Origin of the sequence: Pedobacter terrae (assembly GCF_036946585.1) — a bacterium.
In the GTDB taxonomy this organism is placed as follows: domain Bacteria; phylum Bacteroidota; class Bacteroidia; order Sphingobacteriales; family Sphingobacteriaceae; genus Pedobacter; species Pedobacter terrae_C.
The window spans coordinates 101,853-117,022 of sequence record NZ_JAQIIV010000002.1; the positions used below are offsets into that span (position 1 = coordinate 101,853).

Consider the following 15,170-nt stretch of genomic DNA (forward strand, 5'->3'; position numbering starts at 1 on the left):
AGTTTACCCATTTATCACTCAAAAATTCCTTTCCCATCAACACTATAACTGTAAATCAGTATGTATTCGATGCCATTCTTTTCGAAATGCCCAATAGGAATATCACCTTTTTCAAAATAAGCCGTTTTGCTTTCCTTAGGAATGCCACAAAGAATAATACTGGGTTTTACATAATGATAAACAACATCATTTCTGTTGCTTGCAATAGCCATTAATTCGGATAAACTTTGCCCGATCCTTTTTGGTGATATTTTGGATGGTGTGGGTGCTGATTGGCGGTTACCCAGGCGCCACGCACCATCGGTTTATAAAATTTGCCTAAAGGGATATCAAACCGGCGGGGCAAAAAACATGAAGCTATTGTACCATTGGGTGTGATGGTTCCGGTTTCAATAAAGAAATGGCTAATCTGGATCCAGTGCCGCGTGAGCTGGTACACGTATTCCCTGATCGCGTTTTGCCCATCCTCTAAAAATTCTGCCCAACCGCTGTAGCATGGCAAAGTCATCGTGATTTCTGAAACATGTCCGTCAATGTGATGTAAGGTAGCCTTTACCGCGCAAATGGCAGGCAATACATTCATGTAATTGGCTTCAGCTGCAACCTGAACAGGGAGCTGTGTGTGTAGGTTTTTACTTTTGGTAGTTCGCATAACCGTAAAATAAAATATCCTGGTCGCTGCGAACTACCAAATAACTCTTCACAGAGAAATTGAAATGTGGGGCTACCACTCGACCAGGAATATTGTTAAAGAAATTTAATTGATTTTAGCTCTGTGTTTAAGTGAATGATGATATTAATTAGTAATTCGCATCAGCAATTTAGAAATAAAATTTCAAATCACAAATAAATCTTGATGATTAAATTAAGGCGTTTGATTGCAAAAAAAGTGCAAATCAGCGTGATTTAGATCATTTGCAGGAGACAAACCCTATCTTTCCATAGTCCTTGGGCGCTAGGCTGAGTGTAAAGAGACTACGGATTAATTAATGTTGAACGTGAGTAAGGGCTGATAATCAAAATAACTATTATAGCCTGTCGAAACGCATTTAAAACATGGCCTTTCGACAAGCTTCCAATGACAGGCATTGTATGTAGTTGGTAAAGCTAGATATGTTCTTTCAAATTGCGAATTTGTCATCAGCCCTCCGATGTATTTGAAAAATTCTAACCTCTATCAATGACAGAGTTAGGAATCACCATCATTTCGACTGAAGCGCAGTCCCGAAATTTCGGGAGAGAAATCTTTTTAAAATAGTTCAAAAATTTCTCCCCGCCTGTACCGGCAGGCACTGCGGTCGAAATGACGACCCCTCCAAATCTGTCAACCCACCTTTGTATTCAAGAATTCTAAGATCTACCATTGATGCATCAATATAACACGAACATTAATAATGGAACTACGGATTAATTTTTTTACTCCAAAACACAATAATATCACCCAATTTACATTGTTCGTCAAAAATATTGGGAAATTTATTTATTTCTTTGCATTTTACAGCCTCATCACATTTCTTTCAGGAAATGTGCCAAACAAATTAACGTGTGCAATGAAAATTAATACTTCAAAAAAGCTTAATGCTTATACCCTAACCGAAATCCTGATTGTACTGGCTATTATTGGTATATTGATCCTGCTGGCCTTGCCTAACCTGATGCCACTCATTACCAAGGCCAAAACAACCGAGGCTAAAATGCAGTTGGAGCATGTGGCTAAGCTGGAACAGAGTTACTTTTACGAACACTCAAAATATTCCGCAGATTTATCAGAAATCGGCTTTATTCAGGAAAAGTTAACTTCTGACGCTAAGGATGGTAAAGCCAATTACAAAATAGAAATTACAGCTGCTACCAACAATACCTTTACTGCCAAAGCCACGGCTGTGGCCGATTTTGATGGTGATGGTACCTATAACGTATGGCAGATCGACCAGGATAAAAACTTAAAGGAAATTGTTGCCGATTAATGTTTTTGTTGCAGGGGGCGATTTTTATGGTTTTAGCGGGTATGGTTTATCAGGATTTTAAATACCGTGGAATTTACTGGTGGATGTTTCCGGTACTTTTTGTGCTGATGGCAACAGCTACAGTACAGGTATTGGGTTTTACCGGCACCATTGCACAGGCAGGTAAAAGTGGACTGTTTTTAGCTTTACAATTTGCGGTATTAACCGGATATATTTCCATCAAACAAAAAAAACTGACCAATTTATTCGATGGCTTTTTTGGATTGGGCGATCTGTTATTCCTGCTGGTATTGTGTTTTGGTTTTTCCTTTCTAAATTATGTGCTTTTTTATCTCTTGAGCCTCATGCTCATTATCCTGTTTACCGCTATTTTGGGCTATCAGTCTACCGCGCATGGGAAAAAAATACCCTTGGCAGGCTATCAGGCCTTGCTATTTATGATATTGATGGTGCTTAGTCGGTTTACACCTGCCATCAACCTGCTTGCAGATGATCACCTTATCAACTTGCTTGGTTATGGAAATTAAACCCGAAATACTGGGACTGATCTCCAAAGAATTTGCGATGGAGTACCGTGTATTTCCGAAAGAACGCGGCGCAAACGGGAGTTTGGTGTTGTGCTGGGATGGCTTGGGCGATGAAAATCAGCTAAAAGACGAACTGCAGGTGATGCTGGGCTGTAATATCTCCTTATTACCGCTTGATCAACAGGAAATCAGCCGCTTGTTATCCAAACATTACCTGGGGGATGTATCGGCAGAAAGTAATGATCAGGAAATTTCAGTAATTTCTGCAAATGACGACTTTTTGAATGTATTGATTGAAGAAGCCAGACGTTTAAAAAGCAGTGATATCCATATCGAAACTTTCGAAAAACGGGCCCGTGTACGGGTAAGGATTGATGGGATGATGATTGAGCGGTATCAGATCGAAAAGAAAGATTATCCCGCGTTGATCAATAAAATCAAGATCATGGCCAACCTGGATATTGCCGAAAAGCGTTTGCCGCAGGATGGCAGGATTCAGTTTACCTCTGCACGGTTTGCTGCTTTTGATATCAGGGTATCGGTATTGCCAACCCTCTACGGAGAAAAAATTGTACTCCGGCTATTAAACAACAGCAGCACCGATATCGATCTGAATACCCTGGGTTTATCTGAACAGGATATGCAGCACTATATGGAGGGTGTGCAAAGGCCCAATGGTATTATTCTGATCAGCGGGCCAACCGGATCAGGTAAAACCACCACCTTATATGCAACTTTAAAACTTTTAAATAAAAGTACCCGTAATATCCTTACGATCGAAGATCCGATTGAGTATACCCTCGAAGGGGTAAACCAGGTACAGTTGAGGGAAAATATCGGATTGGGTTTTGCCGCTACTTTGCGTACTTTTTTAAGGCAGGATCCTGATGTGATTATGGTGGGCGAGATTCGCGATCCGGAAACGGCTAATATGGCCATCAGGGCTGCACTCACTGGTCACCTGGTACTGTCTACCATCCACACCAACTCGGCCTGGGGCACGGTATCGCGTTTGATGGATATGGGCATCCCCGGCTTTTTGGTGGCCAATACGCTGAACACGACAGTAGCGCAACGCCTGGTGAGGTTGCTTTGCCCGAAATGTAAAAATGAAGAACCGCTTGAGGCCGGACGATATCCCCGGCAGTTTAATCCGCCTAAAACAGTGATTAGTCATTTTGTGGCTACCGGTTGTGCACACTGTTATTATACCGGTTACAGTGGCCGGAAAGCCGTTTATGAGGTGATCCCGATCGATGCAGAGCTTTCGCAGGAAATCAGGAAAGGGAATATGGCTATCGAGCCCGTGCTCGAAGAGAAACAAATCAGTACACTATCTAAAAACGCTTTTGCATTATTTGCCGATGGATTAACCTCCATCGAAGAAATTTATCCCTTGTTACTCGCTATCTAAATGAAGAATAAAACGCTACTAAAAATGTTGATGGGTTTGACCTTTATCGTGTTAAATCTATTCGTTTTAACTGCCTCCGCACAAATCAACAGTCAGGAACGGCTAAAAGCCATCGAAGAGCGCCTCCGTAACCTTTCGGTAACGGTGCCCGGATTAAACCAACCCGTTCAACTGTCCATGTCGGGAGCTTCTGCGCAGGAATTTTTAAGGGCACTGGCGCAGGCCAATAACCTGAACATCAATATCGACCCGCAATTGAACTTTAAGGTTTATACCAATTTTCGTAATGAAACCGCGATGAACGTGATCCTGTTTATGGCCAAAGAATACGACCTGGATATCAACCTCATTGGTTCCATTATGTCGGTCACCAAAGTGCAATCGCCCAAACCAGTGGTGGTTCCGAAAGATTTTCGGGTGAGTTATAATGCTTCCAACGAATACCTGGGTTTCGAGCTCAATAACGATACCTTAAGCCAGGTAGCGAAGAAAGTCAGTCAGCTTTCACAAAAAAATGTGGTAGTACCTGTTGCCCTGATGGTTAAAAAAGTGAGTGGTTTTATTACTGCGGCTCCCTTTGAAGTCGCGCTGGAAAAACTGGCTTATGCCAATGAGCTTAAAATGAATAAAACCAACGATGGGGTATTTATTTTTCAGGCCCTGGGCGAGGGAGAAGAACTTTATGTAAACGGCGATCAGGCTACTGCGGTAAAACGAAGCAATAAAACCAGTGCAGGTCAGGGGGCATCAAACTTTACGCTGAACGGCCGGAAAGATAACCAGGGCAACCGCACCGTGAGTGTTGACGCGCTGAATACGCCCATATTAGACCTGATTAAATCGGCCTCAAATGAAGTAGGCGCCAATTACTTTATCTATTCCGATATCAAAGGTACGGTAACCACCAAACTGAATGGGATTGGCTACGATACTTTTCTGACAGCATTATTACAGGGAACCGAATACACCTTTAAAAAAGACGGCGGTGTTTATTTGATCGGCGATCGAAAATTGGAGGGATTGCGCGCCAATAGGATTGTACAATTGCAGCATCGCTCGCTCGATACCATACAGATGATGATCCCTGCTGAATGGAAAAGAGGGGTGGAGATTAAAGAGTTCAGGGAGCAGAATACTTTACTGCTTTCCGGAGCTTCGCCACAGGTAAATGAAATTGAAAATTATATTAAACAGATCGACCGGGTAGTGCCTATGGTACTGATAGAAGTTACCCTGGTAGATGTACGCAAAGGTAAAACGGTTAAAACAGGTATTTCAGCCGGGGTTTCTGATAGTGTAAAAACCGGTGGGACCATATTGCCGGGCATTGACTACACATTTGGCGCCAATTCTATTAATAATTTCCTGGCTAGGCTGGGCAGAAACGGTTCGGTAAATCTCGGTAGGGTAACCCCTAATTTTTATGTTAAGCTCAGTGCCTTGGAGAACAATAACAATGTTGATATTCGCTCGGTACCTAAATTATCAACCCTTAATGGCCACTCGGCTAATTTAAGTATCGGTAGCTCACGGTTTTACAGTCAGAAAACCCAGAATGTTATTCCTTCATTAAATGCTCAAACGGTTGTAACCGAGCAGTTTACAGAAGTTAATGCCAATCTCGAAATTGATATTAAACCTGTGGTTTCAGGAGATGACCAGGTAACGCTGAACATTAAGGTTAATATTTCTGATTTTATTGGCAACCCACCGCTAAATGCACCGCCGCCTAAATCGACCAGCAAATTCAGTTCAATCATCAGGGCTAAAAATGAAGATATGATTGTACTTGGCGGTTTAGAACGCACCGAAAGCAGCGAGAACGGTTCAGGTGTACCTGTTTTATCGCGGATCCCGATATTGAAATGGCTGTTCAGCAGCAGGGAGAAATCGAACAACAAAGTGGTTACACTGGTTTTTATTAAACCTACAATTTTATATTAGGCATGTTCGAACCGTTTGAGCAGATACTGGCTATTGAACTTGCCTTGTTGCAAAACGAAACCTATCGCGGTACGTATGCGGTAATTACACGTAAGGGCGACAACATAGATGCTGCAGAACACCACACGGTTGAAGGTACCCTGGTAAAAGTGCTGGAGCGCCTCCCACGCAAATTTCCGGTAGCTTTGGCTTTAAGCGGCAAGGGGATTATTCATAAGCAGATTAAAAGTGATGGCACAGAAAATAAGGATTTGTTCAGAACGGCCTTTCCTTCGGTAGAAAGAAAAGATTTTTATGTACAGGAGGCTTTTTCAAACGATCTGGTTTGGATCAGTATCATCAGGCAAACTTTGGCTGATGATATGGTGGGAAAACTGCAAACTGCTGGCTTACAGGTGTACGCGCTGAGCCTGGGGGCATTACCGGTAATTTCGATCTGGGAGTTATTAAGTGCAACTGGTAATGGCTTTTCGGCAAATGGGCATCAGTTTGAGGTTGATGAATCAGGCATATTATCTGGCTATCGTTATGCCGAAGGCACCGAAAATAATCGCAATTTAAAACTAGGCGAGACCAGACTTAAGCCTGCTTTGCTGCTACCTTATGCACTGGCCTTTCAGCTTTTTTTACACGATAAGTTATTGGTGATTAAAGCAGATGATACGCAGGTAGACAAGCGTTTTAGAGATTTTCTTGAACAATCGAAACTTAAAAAAATTGCGGGAATTTTCATTTTTGTTTTGCTTGGCCTTTTACTCATCAGCTTTTTGGCCTTAACCCATTATAATGCCGAAAATGCAAAATTAAATGAACAGGTAGGGGCAATGACGGCAACAGCTGACCAAAGCGACTTGTTGAAGAAAGATATTACGGAGCAAAAGATATTATTAAACAAACTGGGCTGGAACGGTGGGTATAGTTATGCTTTTTTACTGAACGATATTGGTAGTAGCAAACCCAGGGCGCTTACTTTAAACGAGGTGATATTCGATCAGCTAAAAGAGGATCCAAAGGATGCAAAAGATTTACTCGCCTCAATCAAGATAGCTGGCGAAACCGCTAACCTAACGGCCGTAAACAACTGGATTTTTCTGCTTAAAGAAAAAAAATGGGCCAAAGAGGTTAAACTTTTGCGCTATCAGCAGGATACAGAATCGGAAAATTTTCAGTTTAACCTCTTGATCCAATATTGATATGCTCGCCAAATTAAACCTGAAAAATAAGAAAATCGTATTGGTTTTGCTCATGCTGGCCATACTATACCTGGCTTATTCATTCTCTTTTGAAAAGGCCATCTCGGCATTTGCGCTGAACAGGCAGTTAAAAGCGGCGCAACAGCCAAGCCAGGAACCCGATGCTGCTTTTCCTCAATTGGAGCGCAAACATACTTTTTATCAATCGGTATTAAAAGGTTATAAAGTTCGTACCGAAGACCGCGAAAACCGCCTATGGCAGTCCGTATCGGCCATGGCGATTGCCAAAAATGTAGAAATCAACTTCAGTCCCAACATTATCACTGCCGAAAAGGATACCAGCGAAATTGCGCGGGGTATAGTCGCACAGAAATTCATCTTTAAGGGCAGTTATTTCAATATCGTAAAACTGCTCGATACGCTAGCGAAAAGCCCCGGCATAGGCAAAATTGCTGAGACTAAACTGCTGAAGAAAACAGCAAATGGCAACGAAGAAAAGACGGATAAACTTAACCTCGAACTACAACTTGTAGGAAAGGAGAATTGAGTCTTTTTTCTAAAATTTCTGCTGAACTGATTTGCATTTTTATAAATGAAGAAATCATGTTCGTCACTCCAAAACACACGTTCATCACTCGAAAAGCATCGTTCGTCAAAAAGCTTTGGTAACTATATTCATAAATGATAGTATTGAATTTAAAATAAAATTGATAATGCAAACAGAGATTGATAACTTCTAAGTTTAGTTTATTGAGATATCTTTTACTTACATATAATATATAATTATGCGCCTCTTTTTATTTAACGCTACGAACAATCTGTATGAACCGTCTACCAGGTTAATTAATTTAACCATCATTCTTGATCGCATCAAAAGACCAATCGGCAGACTACTCGCCTTACTATTTTGGTTGATATGGTGTACTGCTATTAACTCCATTGCTCAAGAAGTACCTAAAGTCATTCTTCCATCTCCGGAAACGGCTGCTCTTTTCAGGTTTCAAAATTACCCAGTAGATCATTCAACCGGATTGCCACAAATCAATGTACCCATTTACGAAATCAAAAGTGGTAGTCTGAGTGTTCCTATCGGGTTAAGCTATCACGCCTCGGGAAGAAGAGTATATGATCAAGATGGAGCAATTGCATTAGGATGGAATTTAAATGCAGGCGGTACAATATCAAGAACGGTTTATGGCTCAGTAGATTTTGGTGGATATCCATTTCCTTCGCCACTGGTTACCCCAACATTGAGTAATAGAAACGATTATTTGCATTTTGAGAAAATCACTCATTTTAAGAACAATACTGATGATGTAGGCGTGGGTGATTGGAAGGATAGTGAATACGATATCTTCTCTTACTATTTTGGGAACAACAGTGGCAATTTCTTATTCAAGGATAACAATGGTGTAAAAACGCCTACGTTAATGCCTTACAAGCCATATATTGTAACCCCAATCTATAACTCTACATCCCTAACCGCGATTAATATTTTAGATGATAAGGGAATATTTTATGAGTTTAATGCCAGAGGTAGCTATAGTGATAATCTTGGCTTTACCGTTAATAATGAATATAGTTTGTCGAGGATTATTTCGGCTGATAAAGCAGATACGATTTCATTTGTATATGGTAAAGGATTTAACCAAAAGCGACAAACGATCAATCAGACCATAACACTTATAGACAAATTCACCGGACCTCCTTCAACTGCACCTGAAACAAAAGTTGAGCGGGAAAATACAAATACTGATTATTACCAATTAAATAGGTTGACCGAAATCATCTTTAGATATGGTAAAGTGGTTTTTAACCTGGTAAGCAATAGCGATAAGATTGAAAATATACAAGTTTTTAATAAAGAGAATATCTTAATTAAAACAATTGAAATAAAACGTTCTGACCTGGACGGCGCTTCTGAAATAGGAAATTATACCAGTAAGTTAGATAACATTGTTTTTAAAGATAATGTAGGGAACAGTATCGAAAATTATGCTTTCGAATATTATCCAACATACAATTATACCAGTAATACTTTTAACGTACGATCGAGCGATTGGTGGGGCTATTACAATGGTTCAGGTCAGCAAAACATGATACCGCAATACAATAACCTTGAGTATGTCGGCCCTTCAAGTATCAATTTTAATTACAGTGTTGGTTCTGTTGCGACAAACAGAAATCCAAATCTTTCTGGACTAACGTCCGGCGTGCTCAAGAAAATTAGTTATCCTACAGGAGGAAGTTCTGAGTTCATTTACGAAAAAAACCTCTACAAACACTATTCTGATAATACTATTAAAGATGGACCCGGCTTACGTATTTATCAGATTAAAAATAATGATAATAATGGAACTTTAAGTTATAAAACATATACCTATGGCGAAGATGAGAGTGGCTATGGTTCGATAGATATGGTACCTATTATGAACAACATGGCTTCCGAATCCTATTATTATTATCTCCCTGCAAGTGATCCGCAAAGTCCTTTTGGATTTGGAATAAACTCCTACCGCGAAAGGACTTTTTATTCTGATTTTATTCCCAGTTTAAAAGACTTGGCCAGCAGACCGGTAAATTACACTACTGTTACTGAGTATTTGGGTACTCCGTTAGATAACATTGGGAAAACGGTATATACTTACGATTACAGTGGCTGGGCACCATCAAATCTTCAGGTTAACAGAGGACTTACGATTAACCGACAGCACATTTATGATTACAATTATTGGAATAAACCTTCACTATTAACCCAAAAAGAATATAAAATTATTTCTAATCAAGGACTGCCTTATCAGCTAAGAAAGATGATTGCCAACAGTTATAGTACAACTACTACTGAATATGTTTCTGGTCTGCATGTAGAGCGTATCAATAATTTTCCGCAGGCTGGCCGCGTTAGCGATCCAACGCCACCTGCCTTGTATCCCGAGCCTTGGGCTGTGATTAGAGGAAGTGAAGGTATGGAAGTGCCCTACGGTTTTGGTGAGTATCGAATTCCTATTGGTTATAAAAATTTAACAGGGTCAGCAGAAATAAACTATCATAAAAATGGCGCTAGCGATACCACTTCAACAGGTTATGGATACAATTCTCATCAATATATTAATCTAAGTACAGTGAGAACCTCTGATAAAAAAGAAATTAATACGCAGTTAACTTATCCTTTCGATTATCAAAATGACGCCGTTTTAACGCAGATGGCAGACCCTTCACTCAATATGTTGAATTTTCCGGTTGAAAAAATTCAATCGAAAAATAACGTGATAGTAAACGGAACTAAAACTAAATATTTTAATTGGGGAAGTAATTTTCCAAGAATTTATCCTCAGGCTATTGAAGCTAAAAGTGGCTCACTCCCCTACGAAACTAGGGTTCGTTTTTTTAATTATGATGATAAAGGTAATATCCTGAGCATGTCAAGGGAGTATGGTGCCAAAGAGAACTATATTTGGAGTTATCATAATCAGTATCCGATTGCGAAAATTGAGAATGCAGATTATAATAGTATAGTGGCACTATTGGGAGGTAGTTCTGTTGTAAATGCATTTGCTAAGATTAACCCTACAAACGCAGCATTAAATACCTTTTTATCTCCGCTATTTACAGCAACTGAAATGAAAAATAGTTTAGTTACCACTTATACTTATAAGCCCTTCTTTGGTTTGACTTCAAGTACAGATAGTAAGGGGATGACCACCTCGTATAATTATGATGGTTACCTGCGATTAATAAATGTTAAGGATCAGAATGATCATATTTTAAAGAATTTCAAATACAGTTATACTGATGGAGTAGCCTCGACCACTTTATTTTTTAATCAATATTTAAGTGGCTCATATACGAAGAACAACTGTACTACTGGTTATGGAACGAGTTTAACTTATCGTGTTCCGGCAAAGAAGTATTCTTCAAACATATCTCAGGCTGACGCCGATGCGAAAGCGCAGGCTGACTTGAATGCGAACGGGCAAAATTTTGTAAATGCAAACGGTACTTGTTTTTTCAAAAACCAGGCTAAAGAACAGCTCTTCACAAAGAACAACTGTAATGCAGGCGTGAATGGAACATCGGTATTATACAGTGTCATTGCTGGGAAATATACTTCGATTATTTCGCAGGAAGATGCCGATGCCCAGGCGTTGAATGAAATTGCACTGAATGGACAGGCAAATGCAAATGCAAAAGGCGGCTGTGGTTTTAATAATGTGGAAAAAGGCGGCTATTTTACAAAGAATAACTGTCCGGCAAACAGTATTCCGAGCCAATTATATTACAAAGTTCCTGCATCAACTTACTATTCCGCTATTTCTCAAGAGGAGGCAGATAATTTGGCGCAAAATGATATTCTTGCTAATGGACAAAATTACGCTAACGCAAACGGTGTATGCGTTCCAGCTGTTCAGGTATCATTTCATAATTCAACATCAGATAGTTTTGGGATTAGCTTTTCAACAAGCTCAGGCTATTATAAAAGTTATGTTTGTCCACCGGGGAATTCTTCATTAACATTGCCCGGAGGGATTTACAGTGTATCGATCAGCGTTATTAATTCATCTAATTCACGAAGAATGTATGTGGGTAGTAGAAGCGCTATTGAAGGTACCTACGCTAATTTTAGCAATGTGAATATCAGTAATGGGACAGGTAGCCAATATGAAAATTCAATCGGCATGTACTAAATTAATTATAGTCTCTTAATATCAAGTTAATCATCTCATGATAAAGTATATTAAATATTTTTTATTCGTTTTAGGTTTCTGCTTTTCAGTTGTGAGTACAATGGCTCAGAAAGTGGTATCGGTTTATAACGGAGAAAGCGAAATCAGCGCTCCCACAAGTGTCACGCTTACCGACGGTTTCCATACCATGGGGCCTGTGCGGATTTTCACCACTGGGCTAAGCTACCTCAACTGCCAGCCGCTATCTTCAACACCCAGCACTAACCAGAACTATATTCTTACCCGTACCTTTAAAAAACCGGTTAACGATGCCACCCTTGCAAACAGCCGCGACGTATGCGAAGAAAACCAGTCCATCCAGTATTTTGATGGATTGGGCAGACCTTTACAGACCGTGCAGGTACAGGGTAGTCCTGGTTTTAAGGATATTGTACAGCCTGTGGTCTACGATGCCTTTGGTCGGGAGCAATTTAAATACCAGCCCTATGCAGCACAGACAGGTACAACCGGCAGTTACCGTACAGGGGCGCTGGCCGATCAGCTTGCCTTTTATAACAGCCCGACAGCAGGAATAAAGGCAACGGCCTATCCTTTTGCCGAAACAGTTTTCGAAGCTTCGCCGTTAAACCGTGTGCAGCAGCAGGGCGCCCCCGGTGCCGACTGGCAGGTGAGTGCCGGCCATACGCTTAAAACCGTTTATGGTACCAATGTGCAGGGTGAGGTAAAACTTTGGACGATTAATGGTACAGATAACGGCGCAGCGGCCAGTGTTTACCTCCCGGGCAAACTCTACAAAACCATCATGAAGGATGAGAACTGGAAAGAAGCAGATATAAAGGCCGGTACCACCGAAGAGTTTAAGGATTTTGAAGGGCGTGTGGTACTCAAACGGGTATGGGAAACCGATGCCAAACGATTGGATACCTATTATGTGTACGACGACCTGGGCAACCTGCGTTACGTGCTGCCACCGGCGGTAAACGAGCATACAGACAGGCTTTCTGCGCCGATCAGCAGTTTTAATGAAAGCCAGACAGTTTTTGATCAGTTTATCTACGGTTACCGTTACGATGGCCGCAAAAGACTGACAGAGAAAAAGATCCCGGGCAAGGGCTGGGACTTTATGCTCTACAACAAACTTGATCAGGTGGTGATGAGCCAGGATGCCAACCAGCGGAACAAAACTCCGCAGGAGTGGATCTATACCAAATATGATGCTTTTGGCCGTACCGTAATTACTGGGCTTTATGTAAAGGCGGGTACCACTGCCGATAATGCAATAGTTCCCCAGCGAACCGGCAAAAATGCCCTGCAGGATGAACTGGATACCCAGGCACAGCAGATTGCCAATGGTGATAATTCAAAATCCTTATGGGAAACGCGTAACCTTGCAGATTATGACGGAAAGTCCTTTCCACAAACTGGTGGTAATGTGCTAACGGTAAACTACTACGACGATTATGATTTTACCGAAAATAGCTTTGGCCCTCCGGGAACTGGCCAGGCCCCAAAGGAGCGAACTAAAAGCCTGCTTACGGGCACCAAGGTAAAGAACCTGGGCACGGGTACGATGCTACTCACCGTAAACTATTACGATCTGGAAGGACGCATCATACAGAGCAAAAGCAGTAACCACCTGAACGGTACCGATGTGGTAGACAATACCTGGAACTTTGATGGCAGCCTGAAAGCCAGCATCCGTACCCATACGGTAAGTGGTACGGTGACCACCATCGCCAACCGCTACGAGTACGATCACGCAGGCCGTAAGATTGCCACTTTTGAAAACATCAACAACCAGGGAGATATTGCACTAAATCACCTCGAATACAACGAGATCGGCCAGTTGACCAAAAAGAACCTGCATAATGATGCCCAGGCTACTACATTTACCTACAATGAGCGTGGCTGGATGAAAAGCAGCAGTTCTGATCAGTTTAGCATGAAACTCGATTACCAGGATGGCAGCATCCCACAATGGAACGGCAATATTTCAAACCAGCACTGGGGCAGCGTAAACAGTTTTCCCAATGTTTATACCTATGATTACGACAAGCTGAACCGGTTGAAAAGTGGGATAAGTAGCAGCATGAGTGAGGTGATTACTTATGATGTGATGGGCAACATCCAAACTTTGAACCGCGATAATACGGGCGCTAACGTCTATAGTTATAAAGGAAACCGGTTAATTTCTGTCAACAATTTAACAGGCCTTTACGCTTATGATGTAAACGGAAACGCGACAACGGATGGAAGAAACGGCATGGGCTTGACTTACAACTATCTGAATTTGCCTGCAACAGCTGGTAAACCGGGTGCTGCACTGGCTTACTCCTATAACGCTGCGGGGCAGAAACTGGCCAAGACCTTTAATGGTAGTGTGCGCAATTACCTCAACGGCATAGAATACAAACCTGATGGTACAATCGATATTATCCATACAGAAGAAGGTATTGCACGCAGAAGCGGGAATAATTATATTTATGAGTATAACCTTTCCGATCATTTAGGTAACGTACGCTACAGTTTTAACCAGAATGGAACCAAGTTGCAGTCAGATGACTACTATGCATTCGGTAAACGTAAAACGCCTGCATTTTTAAGTTCAACAGATAATAAGTACCTTTACAACGGCAAGGAATTGCAGGAGGAGTTAGATGGACAGTATGACTACGGCGCAAGGTTCTATGATCCGGTTATAGGTCGTTTTAATACGATAGACCCGCTTTCTGAAATTTCCAGGAGAAATAGCCCTTACGGATATGCCTTAAATAATCCTATACGCTTCATTGATGTTAATGGAATGTATGCGAATGATCCTCCTAGTTGGTTAAAAAAAGCGATGGATTTCTTGGGAATTGGTACCTCACAGCCAAAATCAAAAGAAGAGGTAATCGAGAAAGCAGAGGGACAGGAAAGACTTAGCAGGATAACTGCCAAAAATAAAAAAGTAGAGAAAAATCTTGAAAGCCTTGACTACATTCCTGGTTTGGGGGCATCAATGAAAATGTCCAAAGGAATAGCAGAAAAGGACAATACAACTGTCGCTGCCGGTGCCGGAGCTGCTTTAATGGATGCTTTTGGAGGTAAAATTGCAAGTAAGGTTACAGAAAAAGTACTGGGCCCTGCTTTAAGGAAGATAGTTGGAGAAGGGATTGAAGCGGCTGGAGATGCTGCGAGTAAATCATTTTTTGACGGAACATCGTATACAAATAAAGTTTTAGGACAAATGAAAAAGGGTGATTACCACGCATTTCCTGAAAGCGTAAAAGCATTTGAATCTAGCGGCATTGTTAGTACAATTACAGGAGGCGATGGTGTTACAAGACAGATATTAAAAATTCCAGGTGAATACGGAGGTAAGAAAGGTTTTTTTGAATTTATTAAAGAGGCCAACGGTTCAATTAATCATAGATTATTTAATGCAAATTAATGTAAAG

Annotated in this window: 10 protein-coding genes; 8 read left to right on the forward strand and 2 right to left on the reverse strand. The window is 41.1% G+C overall.

What is annotated here, in order from left to right:
- Nucleotides 1–14: 14 nt before the first annotated feature.
- Nucleotides 15–212 carry a hypothetical protein gene (locus PGN18_RS02960; RefSeq protein ID WP_335317872.1) on the reverse strand — a complete coding sequence of 66 codons (198 nt, stop codon included), beginning with the start codon at nt 210–212 and terminating at the stop codon, nt 15–17.
- Nucleotides 212–652, reverse strand: a complete 441-nt coding sequence (locus tag PGN18_RS02965) for a hypothetical protein (RefSeq protein WP_335317873.1) — start codon at nt 650–652, stop codon at nt 212–214. The genes PGN18_RS02960 and PGN18_RS02965 overlap by 1 nt, the downstream gene beginning before the upstream one ends.
- Before the next feature lie 898 nt (nt 653–1,550).
- On the opposite strand from PGN18_RS02965, the gene PGN18_RS02970 reads away from it, so the two are divergent.
- The 8 genes from PGN18_RS02970 (at nt 1,551) to PGN18_RS03005 (ending at nt 15,163) form a co-directional block, all read left to right on the forward strand.
- A complete protein-coding gene (locus tag PGN18_RS02970; protein WP_184470220.1) occupies nt 1,551–1,967 on the forward strand; it encodes a type IV pilin protein in 417 nt (138 codons plus the stop codon).
- Nucleotides 1,967–2,494, forward strand: a complete 528-nt coding sequence (locus PGN18_RS02975) for a hypothetical protein (protein ID WP_335317874.1) — start codon at nt 1,967–1,969, stop codon at nt 2,492–2,494. The genes PGN18_RS02970 and PGN18_RS02975 overlap by 1 nt, the downstream gene beginning before the upstream one ends.
- Nucleotides 2,484–3,908 carry a GspE/PulE family protein gene (locus tag PGN18_RS02980; RefSeq protein WP_335317875.1) on the forward strand — a complete coding sequence of 475 codons (1,425 nt, stop codon included), beginning with the start codon at nt 2,484–2,486 and terminating at the stop codon, nt 3,906–3,908. Before PGN18_RS02975 ends, PGN18_RS02980 begins: the two co-directional genes overlap by 11 nt.
- Nucleotides 3,909–5,852, forward strand: a complete 1,944-nt coding sequence (locus tag PGN18_RS02985; RefSeq protein WP_335317876.1) for a type II secretion system protein GspD — start codon at nt 3,909–3,911, stop codon at nt 5,850–5,852.
- A 2-nt stretch (nt 5,853–5,854) separates the two neighbouring features.
- Complete coding sequence (locus PGN18_RS02990) at nt 5,855–7,045, forward strand: hypothetical protein (RefSeq protein WP_335317877.1); 1,191 nt, start codon at nt 5,855–5,857, stop codon at nt 7,043–7,045.
- A 1-nt stretch (nt 7,046) separates the two neighbouring features.
- Entirely contained in the window at nt 7,047–7,592 is a 546-nt protein-coding gene (locus tag PGN18_RS02995; protein ID WP_335317878.1) for a hypothetical protein, read from the forward strand.
- Nucleotides 7,593–7,830: 238 nt separating this feature from the next.
- Nucleotides 7,831–11,730 carry a DUF5977 domain-containing protein gene (locus PGN18_RS03000; protein ID WP_335317879.1) on the forward strand — a complete coding sequence of 1,300 codons (3,900 nt, stop codon included), beginning with the start codon at nt 7,831–7,833 and terminating at the stop codon, nt 11,728–11,730.
- Between the two features lie 37 nt (nt 11,731–11,767).
- Nucleotides 11,768–15,163 carry a DUF6443 domain-containing protein gene (locus PGN18_RS03005; protein WP_335317880.1) on the forward strand — a complete coding sequence of 1,132 codons (3,396 nt, stop codon included), beginning with the start codon at nt 11,768–11,770 and terminating at the stop codon, nt 15,161–15,163.
- Nucleotides 15,164–15,170: the final 7 nt, after the last annotated feature.

Coding starts and splice junctions, on each gene's coding strand:
- PGN18_RS02995 (WP_335317878.1), top strand. CDS start 7,047: ATGCTCGCCAAATTAAACCTGAAAAATAAGAAAATCGTATTGGTTTTG.
- PGN18_RS02970 (WP_184470220.1), top strand. CDS start 1,551: ATGAAAATTAATACTTCAAAAAAGCTTAATGCTTATACCCTAACCGAA.
- PGN18_RS02990 (WP_335317877.1), top strand. CDS start 5,855: ATGTTCGAACCGTTTGAGCAGATACTGGCTATTGAACTTGCCTTGTTG.
- PGN18_RS02960 (WP_335317872.1), bottom strand. CDS start 212: ATGGCTATTGCAAGCAACAGAAATGATGTTGTTTATCATTATGTAAAA.
- PGN18_RS03000 (WP_335317879.1), top strand. CDS start 7,831: ATGCGCCTCTTTTTATTTAACGCTACGAACAATCTGTATGAACCGTCT.
- PGN18_RS02965 (WP_335317873.1), bottom strand. CDS start 652: ATGCGAACTACCAAAAGTAAAAACCTACACACACAGCTCCCTGTTCAG.
- PGN18_RS03005 (WP_335317880.1), top strand. CDS start 11,768: ATGATAAAGTATATTAAATATTTTTTATTCGTTTTAGGTTTCTGCTTT.
- PGN18_RS02975 (WP_335317874.1), top strand. CDS start 1,967: ATGTTTTTGTTGCAGGGGGCGATTTTTATGGTTTTAGCGGGTATGGTT.
- PGN18_RS02980 (WP_335317875.1), top strand. CDS start 2,484: ATGGAAATTAAACCCGAAATACTGGGACTGATCTCCAAAGAATTTGCG.
- PGN18_RS02985 (WP_335317876.1), top strand. CDS start 3,909: ATGAAGAATAAAACGCTACTAAAAATGTTGATGGGTTTGACCTTTATC.